The organism is Streptomyces sp. NPDC055189 (genome assembly GCF_053606765.1).
On sequence record NZ_JBSGSG010000064.1, the window covers coordinates 1 to 16028 of the forward strand.

General features: G+C 69.2%; 17 protein-coding genes. 9 read left to right on the forward strand and 8 right to left on the reverse strand.

Annotated elements, in window-relative coordinates; all coding sequences use genetic code 11:
* The first annotated feature begins 60 nt into the window (after positions 1–60).
* Positions 61–573 carry a hypothetical protein gene (locus tag ACWFR3_RS33045; RefSeq protein WP_453738359.1) on the forward strand — a complete coding sequence of 171 codons (513 nt, stop codon included), beginning with the start codon at positions 61–63 and terminating at the stop codon, positions 571–573.
* On the opposite strand, the gene ACWFR3_RS33050 is transcribed toward ACWFR3_RS33045, so the two are convergent.
* Genes ACWFR3_RS33050 through ACWFR3_RS33060 form a run of 3 tightly spaced genes read right to left on the reverse strand, consistent with a single transcriptional unit; the run spans position 541 to position 1862 of the window.
* Positions 541–753 carry a DUF397 domain-containing protein gene (locus ACWFR3_RS33050; RefSeq protein WP_453738360.1) on the reverse strand — a complete coding sequence of 71 codons (213 nt, stop codon included), beginning with the start codon at positions 751–753 and terminating at the stop codon, positions 541–543. The genes ACWFR3_RS33045 and ACWFR3_RS33050 overlap by 33 nt on opposite strands.
* An 11-nt stretch (positions 754–764) precedes the next feature.
* Positions 765–968, reverse strand: a complete 204-nt coding sequence (locus ACWFR3_RS33055; protein ID WP_453738361.1) for a DUF397 domain-containing protein — start codon at positions 966–968, stop codon at positions 765–767.
* 12 nt (positions 969–980) lie between these two features.
* Positions 981–1862, reverse strand: coding sequence for a helix-turn-helix domain-containing protein (locus ACWFR3_RS33060; RefSeq protein ID WP_453738362.1), 882 nt, complete (start codon positions 1860–1862; stop codon positions 981–983).
* 258 nt (positions 1863–2120) lie between these two features.
* On the opposite strand from ACWFR3_RS33060, the gene ACWFR3_RS33065 reads away from it, so the two are divergent.
* Both ACWFR3_RS33065 and ACWFR3_RS33070 read left to right on the forward strand, forming a co-directional pair.
* Positions 2121–2588: an ATP-binding protein gene (locus ACWFR3_RS33065; protein WP_453738363.1), complete on the forward strand. Its 468-nt coding sequence runs from the start codon at positions 2121–2123 to the stop codon at positions 2586–2588.
* 106 nt (positions 2589–2694) lie between these two features.
* A complete protein-coding gene (locus ACWFR3_RS33070) occupies positions 2695–3321 on the forward strand; it encodes a Uma2 family endonuclease (RefSeq protein WP_453738364.1) in 627 nt (208 codons plus the stop codon).
* A 21-nt stretch (positions 3322–3342) separates the two neighbouring features.
* Here ACWFR3_RS33070 and ACWFR3_RS33075 read toward each other — a convergent pair whose 3' ends face one another.
* The 3 genes from ACWFR3_RS33075 to ACWFR3_RS33085 are packed head-to-tail and all read right to left on the reverse strand — an operon-like array spanning position 3343 to position 6252.
* Entirely contained in the window at positions 3343–4317 is a 975-nt protein-coding gene (locus ACWFR3_RS33075) for a LuxR C-terminal-related transcriptional regulator (RefSeq protein ID WP_453738365.1), read from the reverse strand.
* Between the two features lie 19 nt (positions 4318–4336).
* The gene (locus tag ACWFR3_RS33080; RefSeq protein ID WP_453738366.1) at positions 4337–5311 is read right to left on the reverse strand and encodes a helix-turn-helix transcriptional regulator; all 975 of its coding nucleotides are present in this window, start codon (positions 5309–5311) and stop codon (positions 4337–4339) included.
* A gap of 26 nt (positions 5312–5337) precedes the next feature.
* Positions 5338–6252 carry a helix-turn-helix transcriptional regulator gene (locus ACWFR3_RS33085; protein ID WP_453738411.1) on the reverse strand — a complete coding sequence of 305 codons (915 nt, stop codon included), beginning with the start codon at positions 6250–6252 and terminating at the stop codon, positions 5338–5340.
* A 373-nt stretch (positions 6253–6625) separates the two neighbouring features.
* Here ACWFR3_RS33085 and ACWFR3_RS33090 point away from each other — a divergent pair, with 373 nt between their 5' ends.
* Positions 6626–6991: a hypothetical protein gene (locus ACWFR3_RS33090; RefSeq protein WP_453738367.1), complete on the forward strand. Its 366-nt coding sequence runs from the start codon at positions 6626–6628 to the stop codon at positions 6989–6991.
* Between the two features lie 132 nt (positions 6992–7123).
* Here ACWFR3_RS33090 and ACWFR3_RS33095 read toward each other — a convergent pair whose 3' ends face one another.
* Positions 7124–7552, reverse strand: a complete 429-nt coding sequence (locus tag ACWFR3_RS33095) for a pyridoxamine 5'-phosphate oxidase family protein (protein WP_453738368.1) — start codon at positions 7550–7552, stop codon at positions 7124–7126.
* Between the two features lie 192 nt (positions 7553–7744).
* On the opposite strand from ACWFR3_RS33095, the gene clpB reads away from it, so the two are divergent.
* Together clpB and ACWFR3_RS33105 are read left to right on the forward strand one after the other, a co-directional pair.
* Positions 7745–10378, forward strand: coding sequence for an ATP-dependent chaperone ClpB (clpB, locus tag ACWFR3_RS33100; RefSeq protein WP_453738369.1), 2634 nt, complete (start codon positions 7745–7747; stop codon positions 10376–10378).
* Between the two features lie 103 nt (positions 10379–10481).
* The gene (locus tag ACWFR3_RS33105; protein WP_190084111.1) at positions 10482–11021 is read left to right on the forward strand and encodes a YbjN domain-containing protein; all 540 of its coding nucleotides are present in this window, start codon (positions 10482–10484) and stop codon (positions 11019–11021) included.
* A gap of 75 nt (positions 11022–11096) precedes the next feature.
* Here ACWFR3_RS33105 and ACWFR3_RS33110 read toward each other — a convergent pair whose 3' ends face one another.
* Positions 11097–12296: a pyridoxal phosphate-dependent aminotransferase gene (locus tag ACWFR3_RS33110; RefSeq protein WP_453738370.1), complete on the reverse strand. Its 1200-nt coding sequence runs from the start codon at positions 12294–12296 to the stop codon at positions 11097–11099.
* 721 nt (positions 12297–13017) lie between these two features.
* Here ACWFR3_RS33110 and ACWFR3_RS33115 point away from each other — a divergent pair.
* The 3 genes from ACWFR3_RS33115 to ACWFR3_RS33125 are packed head-to-tail and all read left to right on the forward strand — an operon-like array spanning position 13018 to position 16009.
* Positions 13018–13545 carry a DUF2617 family protein gene (locus ACWFR3_RS33115; protein ID WP_453738371.1) on the forward strand — a complete coding sequence of 176 codons (528 nt, stop codon included), beginning with the start codon at positions 13018–13020 and terminating at the stop codon, positions 13543–13545.
* A gap of 36 nt (positions 13546–13581) precedes the next feature.
* On the forward strand, positions 13582–15147 hold the full coding sequence (locus ACWFR3_RS33120) for a polyamine aminopropyltransferase (RefSeq protein WP_453738372.1): 1566 nt from the start codon (positions 13582–13584) through the stop codon (positions 15145–15147).
* A 46-nt stretch (positions 15148–15193) separates the two neighbouring features.
* The gene (locus ACWFR3_RS33125; RefSeq protein ID WP_453738373.1) at positions 15194–16009 is read left to right on the forward strand and encodes an SRPBCC family protein; all 816 of its coding nucleotides are present in this window, start codon (positions 15194–15196) and stop codon (positions 16007–16009) included.
* The last annotated feature ends 19 nt before the right edge of the window (positions 16010–16028 follow it).

A 16028-nucleotide genomic window follows, 5' to 3' on the forward strand; every position in this document is an offset into this window, starting at 1 on the left:
GCGCATGCTTCCCGGCCCCCACTCACATTTTTGTGCTGTACAGGGGGAGTTGAGCGGAAGATGGCCATGGTGGGCCTGTTCTGGATCGCCGAGGGCGATGTGTACGTGGGCGCGAAGCCGTCGGGCCTCGCGGCGGGGGTGCGGCTCACGCCGGAGGGCGTGGTGGCGCTGGGCGACAAGCAGGAGGGCCTGTGGCCCTGGGAGGACGTCCACGCTCTGACGGCGCGGGATGTCCCCATGAAGTCCCTGCAGCGCCAAGTGGGTGTCCTGGTGAACGCGGTACTCGCGGGGGGTCTCGGCGGGAGCGACGAAGCGCCGATGATGACGCTGCGCGTGACGGACGCCGAGGGTGACACGGACCTGACGGTGTACTCGGCAGCGGCGGCGGGCTACTCCGAGACGGAGCGCGACCTGTCCCTGGCCCTCCTGTCCCGCCTCACGGAAGGCGCGGGCACTCTGTGGACCACGCTGGCGGCGATGGCGGAGTGGGGCCGCGGACACGAGGGCGGGTCGCCGGGGGCGGCGAAGCGGGAAGAACTGCTACGCCGCTGGACCGAAACCGCCGACGTCTAGGTTCGCCGGGGAGAGGGACGTCAGGAGGGCGGCGAGGGGGCCGGGGGCGGTGGTGAGGGTCGTGTCCGGGGCGTCGCTCTCGCGGAGGCGGATTGTGCCGTCGGGGGCGGTGGCTATGTAGAGGCAGTTACTCTCCGGGCCACCGCTGAATGAGGACTTTTGCCAGTTCAGGCGGGGCATTTGTGGCTCCTTCAGTGCGTAGGCATTCGGGTGCGGGTCGTGGGGGAGAGGGACTTTAGGAGGGCGGCGAGGGGGCCGGGGGCGGTGGTCAGGATGGTGTCCGGGGTGTCGCTCTCGCGGAGGCGGATTGTGCCGTCGGGGGCGGTGGCTATGTAGAGGCAGTTGCCTTCGGCGCCGCCGCTGAACGACGACTTCTGCCAGGTGAGCTGGAACATTGTCGGCTTTCCTCAGAAGGTGTAGAGCACGTGCTGGACCAGGGCCAGTGAGTCCTTCGCCGCATGTGTCTCTGGGGCTGCTTGCGCGTCGATGGGGCTGAGTGCGCGCTCGGTCAGAGCATCGAACAGCGCGCCGTACTCGGCAAGGTGCTCGTTGTCCCCGAGGTGCAGGGACGCGATGGGGTGTTCCAGTACGACGGTGCTCAGCCGGTCGACGGTGGGCCTGGCGTAGAGGAAGTTGCCGGTGTACGCGGCGTAGGCGTCGGCCTCGTACGGGAAGATCTGGATGGTCACATGGGGGAGCCGTGCCAGTTCGATCAGGCGCAGTAGTTGCGCACGCATGACGGAAGGGCCGCCGAACCGCATCCGCAGGGCGCCTTCGTGAATGACCGCGTGGAAGGTCGGCGGGTTGTCTCCGGTGAGGATGTGCTGCCGCCTTGCCCGGAAGGTGACGGCATCGTCGATGGAGCCGTGGGCCGGCTTGGCGCTGGCGAGGATGGCGCGGGTGTACTCCTCGGTTTGCAGCAGTCCGGGGATCAGCAGGGATTCATGTGCTCGCAACTGCGTTGAGCCGGCTTCCAGCTCCGCGAGGTCGAGGGCTCCCACGCCAATGCGGTTCCTGTAGGCGCTCCACCACCCTTTTCCCGTTGACTCGGATAGAGCGACGAGACCGTCAACGTAGGTCGCATTTGTGCATCTGTATAGCTGGCACAGCTCGCGGAGGCGGCCCGTCAGGATCGTCGTCTTCGCGGTCTCGATCTGGCTGAGCTGGGCACGGCCCATGCCGATCCGCTCCGCGGCTTCCCCGGCGCTCAGACCCCTCTGTTCGCGCAGTTGTTTGAGCTCGGAGCCGAGTCGTCGCTGTCGTTCGCTGATGGTGGTGCGCAGTCCCACGGGCTACTCCTCGTTCAGTCGCTCAAAGTCTCCCCAGATGGGGGGAGTTCGTCCACCGATCGCGGCGAATAGCTTGAATATTGTAAACCTCCACCATTACCTTGGGTGTAGAGCCAGTTACTCACTGGAGCCGCCCAACTCCCCCTGCCCACAAGCCGAAAGGCACCCACCGCGCCACCCGGGCGCGCATGGGCAACGCCATCGCCCGGCAAGGGGCGCGCACCACCTCCCCCACCCCTCCCGACGGGAGCAACCGTCATGCCCGCAGACCGCCCTCGCACCGCCCACCGCCACGCCCAACTGGTCTACGACTACAGCCTGTTCACGCCGGGGGACGCGACCTCCCCCAAGGTCGGCCGGGACTTCGTACGCACCGTCCTGCGCACCTTGGACAGAGAGCCCCTGGTCATGCCGGCGACCCTCTGCACCTCGGAACTCATCACGAACGTGCACCTGCACACCAAGGGCTCCGCGATGCTCCGCATCCTGCTGACCCTCACCCGCCTGCGGGTAACGGTCTTCGACGAGAGCCCGGACCCGCCGGTCGTGGCGCACCCCGCAGCAGGGGCGGCCGCCTGCTGGGGGCGAGGGCTGGCCCTGGTCGCGGAACTGGCCGACACGTGGGGCGTCGCGGACGACAGGGCGGGGCGGTACGCGAAGGGGGTGTGGTTCGAGCTGGGAGAGGCCGTGCCCGGAGGACCGTTTCGCCCTCACCGCATCGGGTGAGCAGGGCCGCGTATCCCCTGGTCGGCCCCATCGCCGTACCTACCGTGATCGCGTTGCTTGTGCCCCAGGGACGCCAAGCCCACACGGAATGGAGGTGCGCCTCACCATGTCTGACACCAGAACCGATGCCCGCGCCTACGAGACCGGCCTTGCTGAACAGGACGAGGTGCTGTGGCAGGCGTGGAAGGCCATGGAACTCCCCGAGGGCTACCGCGCTGAGATCATCGAGGGAGCCATCGAGTTGTCGCCAACTGGTCGCATTGCCCACGCGCAGACCGTCAACCGGCTACGGGACGCCATGGCGTTGGCGCTCGCCGCAGGCCCGTACGCGCCTTACAACAACCTGAACGTGGTCCGCGGCCGCCAGACGTGGACCCCGGACTGTCTCGTCGCTCCAAGGGAACTGAAGGCCCATGCCGACGACGAAGGTGTAGGCGTCAAGGCGTCCGGGGTGAATCTCGTCGTCGAGGTTGTCTCGCCGGGGCATGAATGCCGCAGGCGGGACCGGGCGCGGAAGCGCCGCGAGTACGCCCGCGCGGGTATCCCCGTCTACGTGATCATCGACGACCACGACGGCGAAGGCACCGTCACCGTCCTGACCGAACCGCAGCCGGAGAAGGCGGACTGGGTAGGCGTACACCGGGTCCCGTACGGGACCGAGGTTGCGATCCCCGAAGGGCCCGCCAAGGGGTTCACGATCGGGGAGGCGATCACGGGGGCGCGGCGCGGGTAGAGGTCGTGGCCCTGCGGAAGTTCACTTTCCTGTGTCCAGGATTCCTGATTGGCCTATGAGGTAGCCGAGTTGGGCTCGGCTTTCGCTGCCGAGGGTTTCGGCCAGGGCTGCTATGTGGATGCGTGCGGTGCGGATGTTCATGCCGAGGCGGTCGGCGATGTCGGCGTCGGTCAGGCCCTCGGTGAGCAGGGTGGCGATCGCACGTTGGCGGGGGGTGACGCCGCCCTCCGGGAGGCGGTGTGCGGCGCCCGGGTACAGCGGCGTGGCCAGGCGCCACAGGCGTTCGAACGTCGTGACGAGGAAGTCCACCACGGCGGGGTTGCGGAGTTCGAGTGCCACGGCATCGGTGCGGTGGGCGGGGATGAACGCCACCGTGCGGTCCAGGACGATCAGGTGATCGCTGACGTCGTCGAGGGTGCGAATCTCGATGTCGCCGTTGAACTGCTCGTAGTGGGCGGGGGCGGGTAGCGGGTGACGTGCCGGGTGCGGGCGGAGGCTGCGAAGTCGGCAGCCCCGAGTCAGCATGGACTGTTGGCCTGCCGGTGAGGCGGGTGGAAGTGCGGGTGCGCGGAGGCTGCCCGGGCGCACCGTCAGCATTTCCTCCGTGGCGTCGGCCATCGCCCGGCTGACGGCATCGGTGATACGGGGGAGGCCGTCCAGGACGGTGATTCCGGAGGTGCCGGACGCGGGAGCCGGGTGGTTGCCGAGAGCCGTCAGCGGCTCGAAGGCCTTGGTCAGCCGCGCCTCGTAATCACGCTCCTCGGCGATGGCCTTCTCGATGCCGTCCAGGAGCCGCGGCAGGGCGACCGCGGGCGCGGTGGGGCGCAGCCACCTCATGTCGTCGATGTCCGGGTGCAGGAGCCCGTGGTCGATCAGGCAGGGGGCCCGGTCGGCGTCGTGACGGGGGATGCGCCCGTCGAGCAGGGCACGCTCATAGACGGCGGCGCCCGCTTCGCAGAGTGTGTCGGCGCCGTGGGCGATGTGCTGTCCGGCCATCTCGTCGTCCCTCCGGCTGTCAGTCCTGGCGCCTCAGGATGCCCGACCGGCCGATGAGGTAGCCGAGCTGGGCCCGGCTGCTGCTGCCGAGGACGGAGGAGAGCTTGGCGATGTGCACGCGGGCCGTACGGACGTTCATGCCGAGCCGCAGTGCGATCTCCGAGTCCGTGAGCCCGTCCACCAGGAGATACGCGATGGCCTGCTGGCGAGTCGTGATGCCGTTGCTCGACGGCAATTCCTCCGCGTGCGGGTACATCGGCGTGGCCAGGCTCCAGAGGCACTCGAAGCCGGCGGCGAGGTGCTCGACGAGTGCGGGGAGGCGGATCTCGAGGGCGACGCTGCGATCCTTGCTCGCCGGTATGAAGGCGACCACGCGGTCGAAGACGAAGAGGCGCTCGGTGACCTCGTCGAGCGTGCGGACCTCGGTGTCTCCCTGGAGCTGGTCGTGGTAGCCGAACACGGACAGCGAATGGCGCGAGGTGTGCTGGTACAGCGTGCGCATACGACCGCCTCGGGCGAGGGCGCCTTTCGCGTCGGGCAGCGATTTGGCGAGCACCTCGGGAGGCCGGAAGCCGCCGGGCTGGATCGAAAGCATTTCCTGGCTGGTGTCGGCCAGCGCCCGCGCCACCGCCTCCTGGATGACGGGCAGTCCGTTCAGCACGGTGATGGCGGAGGAGCCGGCGGGGTCGGCATGGCGGGGGGCGAGAGCCATGAGCGACTCGAACGTCGTGGCCAGGCTCGCCCCGCGGCTCCGGTGCCGCGCGATGCGGTGCCCGATGGTTTCGAGCAGCCGGGGGAGGGCGAGCGCGGGCGCGGTGGGCCGCAGCCAGGCCGGGTCGTCGGCGTCGGCCCGCAGGAGCCCGAAGCGGATCAGACAGGGCGCCGCTTCAGCTGCCTCGCTGCGGATGCGCCCCTCTGCCAGAGCGCGTTCGTACAGGGCGGTGCCCGCCGTGCACAGATCGTCGGCTCCGTGCGCATGGGACTGCAACGTCATGTTCCGCTCGCTCCCCCGACCGAGTTTCACTGATCCTTGTCGAGGATTCCGGACTGGGCGATCAGGTAGCCGAGTTGTGCACGGCTGCCGCTCCCCAGCGCGGCGGCGATCTTGGCGATGTGAGCGCGGCAGGTGCGGACGTTCATGCCGAGGCGGCGGGCGATGGCCTCGGCGACGTGGCCTTCGATGAGCATTCTGGCGATCGTGCGCTGCACGCCGGTGATGCCGTTGGTGGGTGGCGCGTAGGGCACATCGTCGACCAGCGGGGTAGCCCGGTTCCAGAGTTGCTCGAAGACCTTGGCCAGGTACTCGATGAGGCCGGGGTGGCGAAGCTCCAGAGCCGCGTCCTGACGGGTGTGCGCGGGAATCAGGGCGACCGTCCGATCGAAGATCATCATCCGGTCGATCAGCTCCTCCAGGGTCCGTACCTCGACGTTCCCCTGAGCCATCCGCGCCGCGTAGGCCAGCGTTCCCTGACTGTGCCTGACGGTGTGCTGGTAGAGAGTACGCATGGTGATGCCGCGGTCGATGACGGTCTGGCCGCGCTTCATCGCCAGGTTGAGCACGTTCTCGCTGCGTCCGCCGCCGGGCTGGATCGTGAGGATCTCGGAACGGCACTCCGCCGTGGCCCGTTCGATGGTCGCGCCGATCCGGGCGTCTCCCTCCAGGACGGTGAACCCTTGAGTGGTCGGCTCCATCTGCGAGGTGATCGCCATGAATGGCTCGAAGACATCGGTTAGTTCAACGGCGATCCTTCGACGTTCCTGGATTTCGCGCTCGAGGGGATGCAGTCGTTGGGCGAGCGCGGCCGACGGAGGTACGGGACGCAGCCAGTCGGCGTCGTCGGGATCCGGATGTACGAGCCCGGATTCCGCTAGGCAAGGAACTTTCTCGGCCTCTGCGCGCATCAGGCGTCCCGTGCGCAGAGCAGTGGCATACAGCTCGGACCCCTCGACACAAAGTGGGGTTGAGGGGTGAGGATGTGTCGGTATTGCACCTGTTGTAAGCAAATCTCCACCCCCCAGGGTCCTGAACGTGCAGGAACATGATGCATCCACCCTGTGGCTTTGACGTGCTGAATTGAGACATCGTCTTGTTGAGCCGGGGGAGAGGAACCTACCAAGTGAGGACGAAGCCGACCATGTTTAAGCGCATGCTTCGCTCGGTGCTTGTCACCACCTTCTCCGCAGGGCTTGCCCTGGGCGCGGTGACTACGTGTGATCTCGTCTGGGGGGCAAAGCCCGCGAAGGCGCCTTCTGTTTCGGCCCTGCCGGGGGATCTGGTCTGGGGCGTCGCCCCGGCGGGAGCAGGCGCATGAGTACCCCGCCCGACGACCGCACCTTCCGACGGGAAATGGCCACCGCCTACCGCTCCGGTTGGCACTTCATCGATCTCGCCACCGCGATACCCCACGCAGGCGACTCGTTGATGGTCACGCTTCTCGGTGAGCCGGTGGTCGTCACCCGTGACGAAGAGGAGGAGATCCGGGCCTACCGGTGCCTCCGCAAGCCGCGAGGCGCCCCGCAGCCCGTGCGGTGTGCCATTCGGTACGGGATGGTCTTCGTCAATCTCGACCGTCGTGACCACCAGCTTGTCGGTGACCCCGGCCAGCCCGGTGAGCAGCAGGAAAAGAGTTCCAGCACTACAAGAGCCATCACAGCCACCCCCCGCAGCGCCTGACGCGATCCCCCGTCGTTGTACATCGCGCAGGTGCTTCCCCCAGCAGCGGCGCCACCGTGGACCTGAACACGGTGGCGCCGCTGTGGTGTGTGTGGTGTGTGCGGTGTGTGCCGGGTGCGCCCCGGCGTACGGCTACTCCTCGCCCAGTGACCGCGTGCCCATCGCCCGCGTCAGCGAGATCTCGATGACCGCCCGGTTCGGATTCACCCTCGGCGGCTTGCCGTACCGCTCCTCGTAGCGCCGCTCGCCCTCCGCGATCTCCGCCGCCTCCGTGCGTACGCGCGCGATCCCCTCCAGCGTCGCCCAGCGCCGCCCGTCGACCTGGCAGACCGCCACCCGCGCCCCGGTCCCGTCGCCTGCCGTCGCCGCGAGGACGTTTTTGACCTTCGTGCTCGACCTGCTCGCCAGTACGCGGGCCACCCCCGCCTCCGGGTCGTACGTCACGCAGACCGGCACGACGTGCGGGGTGCCGTCGGGGCGCGGTGTCGTCAGCGTGCACAGATGCCGCTCGCGCCAGAAGCTGAGGTAGGCGGGCGTCGGGTGATGCGGGTCGATGGCCATGCAGGGAACTTAACCGTTCGGCCTCCCTGAGCCGTCCGGCACCCGTTAGCCGCCGTCCGGCATTCTTGAGTGGAATAGACTCAACTTTATGTACGCTGTTTAAAGCAGGTGGGCTGGGTCACCCGAATCGCCGGGTCACCCGAACCACCGGGTCATACGGATCGCAAGGATCGCAAGGAGGAGACGACTCACGTGGACGCCGAGCTGACCAACAGGAGCCGGGACGCGATCAACGCGGCCAGCAGCCGGGCCGTACAGGAAGGGCACGCCGACCTGACCCCCGCGCATCTGCTGCTCGCGCTGCTGGAGGGGCAGGACAACGAGAACATCACCGACCTGCTCGTCGCGGTCGAGGCCGACCAGGCCGCCGTCCGCGCCGACGCCGAGCGGGTACTGGGGAGCCTGCCCAGCGTCACGGGTTCCACCGTCGCACCGCCGCAGCCCAACCGCGATCTGCTCGCGGTCATCGCCGACGCCTCGAAGCGCGCGAAGGAGCTGGGCGATGATTACCTCTCCACCGAGCATCTGCTGATCGGCATCGCCGCGAAGGGCGGCTCCGCCGGTGAGGTCCTGAGCAAGAACGGGGCCAGTGCGAAGAAGCTGCTCGACGCGTTCGAGAAGGCAAGGGGAGGACGCCGGGTGACCAACCAGGACCCGGAGGGCCAGTACAAGGCCCTGGAGAAATTCGGGACCGACTTCACCGCTGCCGCCAGGGAAGGAAAGCTCGACCCCGTCATCGGGCGTGACCAGGAGATCCGGCGCGTGGTGCAGGTCCTGTCCCGGCGCACGAAGAACAACCCCGTCCTCATCGGCGAACCCGGCGTCGGCAAGACCGCCGTCGTCGAAGGGCTCGCCCAGCGCATCGTGAAGGGCGACGTCCCCGAGTCCCTGAAGAACAAGCGGCTCGTCTCGCTCGACCTGGGTGCGATGGTCGCGGGCGCGAAGTACCGCGGCGAGTTCGAGGAGCGGCTCAAGACCGTCCTCTCCGAGATCAAGGAGAGCGACGGGCAGATCATCACCTTCATCGACGAGCTGCACACCGTCGTCGGAGCGGGCGCCGGGGGCGACTCCGCCATGGACGCCGGCAACATGCTCAAGCCCATGCTCGCCCGCGGCGAGCTGCGGATGGTCGGCGCGACCACCCTCGACGAGTACCGCGAGCGCATCGAGAAGGACCCCGCCCTGGAGCGCCGCTTCCAGCAGGTCCTGGTCGACGAGCCGACCGTCGAGGATTCGATCGCGATTCTCCGCGGGCTCAAGGGGCGCTACGAAGCCCACCACAAGGTTCAGATCGCCGACAGCGCGCTCGTCGCCGCCGCCGCGCTCTCCGACCGGTACATCACCTCGCGCTTCCTGCCCGACAAGGCCATCGACCTCGTCGACGAGGCCGCGTCCCGGCTGCGCATGGAGATCGACTCCTCGCCCCTGGAGATCGACGAGCTCCAGCGCTCCGTCGACCGCCTGAAGATGGAGGAGCTGGCGCTCAGCAAGGAGACCGACCCCGCGAGCAAGGAGCGCTTGGAGCGGCTGCGGCGCGACCTCGCCGACAAGGAGGAGGAGCTGCGCGGGCTCAACGCGCGCTGGGAGAAGGAGAAGCAGTCCCTCAACCGCGTCGGTGAGCTGAAGGAGAAGCTCGACGAGCTGCGCGGCCAGGCCGAGCGCGCCCAGCGCGACGGCGACTTCGACACCGCGAGCAAGCTGCTCTACGGCGAGATCCCCACGCTCGAACACGACCTTGAGGTCGCCTCCGAGGCCGAGGAAGAGGTCTCGAAGGACACCATGGTCAAGGAGGAGGTCGGCCCCGACGACATCGCCGATGTGGTCGCCGCCTGGACCGGCATCCCCGCCGGACGCCTCCTGGAGGGCGAGACGCAGAAGCTGCTCCGCATGGAGGAAGAGCTCGGCAAGCGGCTCATCGGGCAGACCGAGGCCGTGCAGGCGGTGTCGGACGCCGTGCGCCGTACAAGGGCCGGGATCGCCGACCCCGACCGGCCCACCGGGTCCTTCCTCTTCCTCGGCCCGACCGGCGTCGGCAAGACCGAGCTGGCGAAGGCACTGGCGGACTTCCTCTTCGACGACGAGCGCGCCATGGTCCGCATCGACATGAGCGAGTACGGCGAGAAGCACAGCGTGTCCCGCCTCGTCGGCGCCCCGCCCGGCTACGTCGGGTACGAGGAGGGCGGCCAGCTCACCGAGGCCGTGCGCCGGCGCCCGTACAGCGTGGTGCTCCTCGACGAGGTCGAGAAGGCGCATCCGGAGGTCTTCGACGTACTGCTGCAGGTGCTCGACGACGGGCGCCTCACCGACGGGCAGGGGCGGACGGTGGACTTCCGCAACACCATCCTCGTCCTGACGTCCAACCTCGGCAGCCAGTACCTCGTCGAGCCGACGACCTCGCCGGAGGAGAAGAAGCAGCAGGTCCTGGACGTCGTACGGGCTTCCTTCAAGCCGGAGTTCCTGAACCGGCTCGACGACCTCGTGGTCTTCTCGGCGCTCGACAAGGACGAGCTCGCGCACATCGCGAAGCTGCAGATCGACCGCCTCGCGAAGAGGCTGGCCGAGCGGCGGCTCACGCTGGACGTCTCGCCCGAGGCGCTGGCCTGGCTGGCGGACGAGGGCAACGACCCGGCGTACGGCGCACGGCCGCTGCGCCGCCTCATCCAGACGTCCATCGGCGACCGCCTCGCCAAGGAGATCCTCTCGGGCGAGGTGAAGGACGGGGACACGGTGCGCGTGGACACCTTCGGGGACGATCTGATCGTCGGTCCGGCGGCCGGAAATGCCGCGGGAAATACCGCTGGAAATACCACCGGAAAGTCCCTGTGAGGGTCTTCTCGACGGCATAACCCGGTCACATCGGGGGCGGGGGTTGCGGGCCCCCGCCCGACATGGGGCAGGATGGCGGAATCCGTACGAAGGGACTAAGCACGTGAGCATCGACCCGTCCTCGATTCCGAATTTCGGGGGACAGCCCGAACCGCAGCAGGGCGATGGACCGGCGGGCCCCGTTGTCCCCGACCAGGACCTGGTCAAGCAGCTCCTGGACCAGATGGAGCTCAAGCACGTCGTCGACGACGAGGGTGACCTCGCGGCGCCGTGGGAGGAGTTCCGCACGTACTTCATGTTCCGTGGCGAGGGCGACCAGCAGGTCTTCTCGGTGCGGACGTTCTACGACCGCGCGCACGGCATCGAGGAGAAGCAGCAGCTCCTCGAAGCGATCGACGACTGGAACCGCCGCACCCTGTGGCCGAAGGTCTACACGCACACCCACGACGACGGCACCGTCCGCCTCATCGGCGAGGCGCAGATGCTGATCGGCACGGGTGTCTCCCTGGAGCACTTCGTGTCGTCGACGGTCAGCTGGGTGCGGGCCGCCATCGAGTTCGACAAGTGGCTCGTCGAGCAGCTCGGCCTCGAGGCCGAGGTGGACGGCACCGAGGGTGACGCGAAGCCCGACGACGAGGCCTGATCAGCGCAGGTCACGCCAGAACGAGAGCCCGGCCGGGACACCCCGGCCGGGCTCTCGCACGTCCGCCCGCGACTGCTACAGCGACTTCAACCGCGAGACCGCATCCGCAAGCACCTCGTCCTTCTTGCAGAACGCGAAGCGCACGAACGGCGCCCCGGCCTCCCGGTGGTCGTAGAAGACCGCGTTCGGTACGGCGACGACGCCGGCGCGCTCGGGCAGGGCCCGGCAGAAGGCGAAGCCGTCGGACTCTCCCAGGGGGCGGATGTCGGTGGTGACGAAGTACGTGCCCGCCGGGCGGTAGACGTCGAAGCCCGCCGCCGTCAGGCCCTCGCTCAACAGATCCCGCTTGGCGCGCATGCCCTCGCGGAAGTCCGCGAAGTACGAGTCCGGCAGGGCAAGGGCCTCGGCGATCGCGTACTGGAACGGGCCCGAGGAGACGTACGTGAGGAACTGCTTCGCCGAGCGGACCGCCGTCACCAGCTCCGGCGTGGACGTGATCCAGCCGACCTTCCAGCCGGTGTACGAGAACGTCTTGCCCGCGGAGCCGATCGTCACCGTGCGCTCGCGCATGCCGGGGAACGAGGCGAGAGGGATGTGCTCCGTGCCCTCGCCGTCGTCGAAGACCAGGTGCTCGTAGACCTCGTCCGTGACCACGAGGAGGTCGCGCTCGACCGCGAGCTTCGCGATCTCGGCGAGCTCGGCGCGGGTCAGGACCGTGCCGGTCGGGTTGTGCGGGGTGTTCAGGAGCAGCAGCCGGGTGTGCGGCGTGATCGCGTCGCGCAGCTCGTCCAGGTCGAGGCGGAAACGTCCTGCCGCGGCGTCCGGGCGCAGCGTCACGGGGACCCGCTTGCCGCCCGCGAGGGCGATCGACGCCGCGTACGAGTCGTAGTACGGCTCCAGGGCGATGACCTCGTCGCCGGGCTCGACCAGGGCGAGCAGCGAGGCCGCGATCGCCTCGGTGGCGCCCGCCGTGACCAGGACCTCGCGGTCGGGGTCGTACGCGAGGCCGTACCGGTGCTGCTGGTGGGCGGCGATCGCCGCGCGGAGCTCGGGGATGCCGGGGCCGGGCGGGTACTGGTTGCCGCGTCCGTCGCGCAGGGCACGGACCGCGGCCTCGCGGATCTCCTCGGGACCGTCCGTGTCGGGAAAGCCCTGACCGAGGTTGATGGCGCCTGTTTTCACCGCAAGGGCGGACATCTCGGCGAAAATAGTCGTACCGAATTCGGCAAGGCGGCGATTGAGCAGCGGGCGCCCGCTCCCGGAAGTGGAGGTCATGACCGCCATCCTGCGCCGAACCTCTGGAGTTGCTCAACTCTGCTTTGGGCCGACGGCCGCGGGGGCATTCCCCTTTCACGCAAGTGCAACACGAACAACAAAGAAGAACGCGGACCCACGGGGGGCCTGCTTCGGGGGAACGGAAAGGGGCGTGAAGGTCGTGGTCTTGGTCTTCGTGATTGTCGCGGTGGCTCTGGTCGTCGGACTCGCTGTGTACGCCGGGCGCGGAAGCGGCAGCGGTACGTACTCGGGGTCGGCCGGCTCGTCGGGTTCCAGTGGTGGTTGGTGGGCCGGCGGCGGTGACAGCGGCGGTGGCAGCTCCTGCGGCGGAGGGTCGTCCTGTGGTGGCGGTTCCTCCTGCGGCGGCGGTGGCGGCGGTGGCGGGTGTGGTGGTGGCGGAGGCAGCTGACACGGGGCAGCTGGTCCGTCCGTTGTTTGAAGTGCCCGGTGCGAGGCAACTCGTGCCGGGCACTTCGTCGTTGAGTCATTGAACAGTTGAACTGTGCAGCCCCCGCGGGGGTGGAAACCCTCCGAAGTTGGGTAAAAACGCTGTGGCAGTGCAGCAGTCCATGATTCCCTCTTAACCGTCAGCGCCGCCCTCGAAACGGACTACTTGGACAACAGGGACGTCTCGTGGGTACGAGCCGGCATTCCGACCTCCCGGTCTCCGACGACCGGGTGCGCCGGCACCACTTCCATTGCGTGTTAGCGGAGCCGACCCATGCTCACGACCCTGAAGACTGTCTACACCGACACGTGCGCCGCGGACCTCGCCTGGACTCTGGGGCGTGAGCCGCTGCCCGCGCTCGCCACACTCGAACTGGAACTAGCCGACGCGAGAATGGAGTTGCGGCTCCTGGGCGCCTCGCACCAAGTGCTGCTCGAAGAGGAGCAGGGCACCTGCTCCGAGACCGTCGCCTGCATCCCCGGCAGCAGTACGCCTCTTCCGCTCGGCGTCTCCAAGCGCCTGGGCGACTGGGAGTACGAATTCGCCGCCCGCGTCGAAACCCTCTCGCGCGGCCAGTTCGCGGGCCGCGCACAGGAGTTGCTCGCCCTGGTGGCCGAGCATCCGCACGGCCTCGCCGGGGTCTTCCCCGGCAGTCCCCACGCGTTCACGGCCATGCTGGCGCAGCGGCACGAAGGCGCGGTGCAGTGGCGCACCTGGCACGCCTACCCACAAGACGGGCAACTCGTCGCGACCCGTACCCGCGTGGGGGTGCGAATGCCCGCGATGCACCCTTGTGGGTGACCGGGCGTAAGAGTTCGGTGACGTAGCGTTCCCAAGGTGATCGAGCCGTCAACACATTTACCCGTGACACCCCGGACGGGGCGGTTGCTCGTCCTCGCGGGCGTCTTCATCTGCGCGGCCTGCGGTCTCGTGTACGAACTCGAATTGGTCGCCCTCGCCTCCTACCTGATCGGAGACTCCGTCACACAGGCGTCGGTCGTCCTCTCGGTGATGGTCTTCGCCATGGGCATCGGCTCCCTGCTCGCCAAACATCTGCGCTGCCGGGCGGCGGTCGGCTTCGGCCTGGTGGAGTCGGCGCTCGCGCTGGTCGGCGGGCTGAGCGCGATGGCTCTGTACGCGGCATTCGCCTGGACCGGCGACAACGGCGAGGTCTGGGCGGGCGGTTCGCGCTATCTGCTCGTCGCGTTCTCGCTCGCCATCGGCCTGCTCATCGGCGCCGAGGTCCCGCTCCTCATGGTGCTCATCCAGCGGATCAAGCGGCAGGACCCCAGCGGCGCCGTGTCGGACCTGTTCGCCGCCGACTACGTGGGCGCGCTGGTGGGCGGCCTCGCCTTCCCCTTCCTGCTGCTTCCCCTGCTCGGCCAGCTGTCCGGGGCGCTGATCACCGGCGCGGTCAACGCGGTCGCGGGCGGGGCGCTCGTCTTCGGCCTGTTCCGGCACGACCTGAGCGCGCGCGGCCGCTGGGTGCTCCTCGTCGCGAACGTCACGGTCCTGGGCCTGCTCGCTTCGGCCGCCGTGCTCGTCGGCGACTTCGAGGCGGCGGCGCGGCGCGCGGTCTACGGAACGGACGTACGGATCGCCGTGCACACCGACATCCAGGAAGTGGTCCTCACCGGCGGAAGGAACGAATCGCTCGATCTTTACGTCGACGGGCGCCTGCGCGTCAGCGGCCGGGACGGGCACCGCTACCACCGGGCGCTGGTCGACCCCGCGATGACCGGCGGCAGGCACGCGCGCGTGCTGGTCCTGGGCGGCGGCGACGGCCTGGCGGCGCGCGAGGTGCTGCGGCATCCGGGGGTGCGGCGGGTGGACGTCGTCGAACTCGACCCCGGCCTCGTGCGGTTGGCGCGCCGAGACCCGGCCCTGAGCGAGCTGAACGAACAGGTCTACCGCGACCCCCGGGTGCGGGTGGTGCACGCCGACGCGTTCCGCTGGCTGCGCTCGCCCCCTCGTACGTACGACGTGGTGATCTCCGATCTGCCGGATCCCGTGAGCACCGCGAGCGCCAAGCTCTACTCCCAGGAGTTCTACGGCCTCGCGCGGCGGGCCCTGGCCGCGGGCGGCCGTCTCACCGTGCACGCCGGTCCCGTCGCCGACAGGCCCCGCGTCTTCTGGACGGTGGAGGCGACGCTGCGGGCGGCGGGGCTGCTGACCGAGCCGTACCGCGTGGCGGGCCGCTCCACCGACTGGGGCTTCGTGCTCGCCTCCGGAGCGTTCGGGTCATCCGGAGCGTCCGGAGCGTCCGGCTCGTCCGGATCCCGCCCGGTCATCGGGCCGAGCCGGGCCGCCGCGCTGCCGCCCGCGGGCGTCGTGTCCGCCGAACGGACGAGGGTACGAGGTCTTGTCCCCTCCACGCTGGTACACCCGCGGTACGCGAACTGACGAACTGACGTACATGGTCTCGGCCACGTGGGTAGGCTCGGATGCCATGGAGCATGAGGTGTTCGTTCCGGTTCCCGCCGACCGTCTTCAGCAGGTGCTGAGCGACCCCGAGCAGGTCGCTGGGGCGGTGCCCGGACTGCAGCGCGACGCGGACGAGTCCGCCCGTCCGCTCTCCGGCCGTCTCAAGGTGCGGGTCGGCGGTCACACGATCACATACCGCGGGGCCGCGCGGGTTGCCGCGCGAGGCGACGGTTCCTTCGCGATCGAGGGCGAGGGCGTGGAGGTGCGGGGCGGCGGCTCCGTGAAGCTCTCCCTCACCGTGCGGCTCGATCCTGCCGGGGACGACAGCGGGACCCGGCTGGTTTTCGCCGGGACGGGGGCGGGGCAGGGGCGCGTCGCCGAAAGTTCTCCACAGGCTGTGGAGAATGCGGTGCGGCGGCTTCTCGAGCGGTTCGCGGAAGGGCTTGCGCGGGGGGCCGAGCCGGAGCCCGCGGCGCCCGAGCCCGAGCCCGTGGTCATCGAACCCGTGGAGCCCCTGGCGCCCGTGGAGCCCGCGGAGGCGGCGTCCGTCTTCGAGACGGAGGTGCCTGCCTCGTCGCTCGACGGGGATGCCGATGATGACGTCGATGTCAGCGTCGAGGACATTCTGGCGCCACCCGCGGAGGCGGCGCACGCTCGGCGGACGATGATCGGGCGCAGCGCGGAGGAGGTCGACCACGCGCCGCCCCGGGGGCGGTACGCGCCGGCGCCCGCCGCGGAGTCCCTGTCGTCCAGGGCCACCCTGCGGTGGGCCGCGCCCGCGGCTGCGGTGGTGCTGGCCTCGGCGATCGTGGCGGGGCGGGCGTTGCGTCGGCGGCGGTGATTTTCCCCTGCCCCGCCCC

What these genes read in the sequence shown, in the direction of transcription:
- ACWFR3_RS33045 (WP_453738359.1), top strand. Translation starts at nt 61, where the DNA reads ATGGCCATGGTGGGCCTGTTCTGGATCGCCGAGGGCGATGTGTACGTG.
- ACWFR3_RS33115 (WP_453738371.1), top strand. Translation starts at nt 13,018, where the DNA reads ATGCTCACGACCCTGAAGACTGTCTACACCGACACGTGCGCCGCGGAC.
- ACWFR3_RS33080 (WP_453738366.1), bottom strand. Translation starts at nt 5,311, where the DNA reads ATGACGTTGCAGTCCCATGCGCACGGAGCCGACGATCTGTGCACGGCG.
- ACWFR3_RS33070 (WP_453738364.1), top strand. Translation starts at nt 2,695, where the DNA reads ATGTCTGACACCAGAACCGATGCCCGCGCCTACGAGACCGGCCTTGCT.
- ACWFR3_RS33095 (WP_453738368.1), bottom strand. Translation starts at nt 7,552, where the DNA reads ATGGCCATCGACCCGCATCACCCGACGCCCGCCTACCTCAGCTTCTGG.
- ACWFR3_RS33110 (WP_453738370.1), bottom strand. Translation starts at nt 12,296, where the DNA reads ATGACCTCCACTTCCGGGAGCGGGCGCCCGCTGCTCAATCGCCGCCTT.
- ACWFR3_RS33050 (WP_453738360.1), bottom strand. Translation starts at nt 753, where the DNA reads ATGCCCCGCCTGAACTGGCAAAAGTCCTCATTCAGCGGTGGCCCGGAG.
- ACWFR3_RS33065 (WP_453738363.1), top strand. Translation starts at nt 2,121, where the DNA reads ATGCCCGCAGACCGCCCTCGCACCGCCCACCGCCACGCCCAACTGGTC.
- ACWFR3_RS33090 (WP_453738367.1), top strand. Translation starts at nt 6,626, where the DNA reads ATGAGTACCCCGCCCGACGACCGCACCTTCCGACGGGAAATGGCCACC.
- ACWFR3_RS33055 (WP_453738361.1), bottom strand. Translation starts at nt 968, where the DNA reads ATGTTCCAGCTCACCTGGCAGAAGTCGTCGTTCAGCGGCGGCGCCGAA.
- ACWFR3_RS33075 (WP_453738365.1), bottom strand. Translation starts at nt 4,317, where the DNA reads ATGGCCGGACAGCACATCGCCCACGGCGCCGACACACTCTGCGAAGCG.
- ACWFR3_RS33125 (WP_453738373.1), top strand. Translation starts at nt 15,194, where the DNA reads ATGGAGCATGAGGTGTTCGTTCCGGTTCCCGCCGACCGTCTTCAGCAG.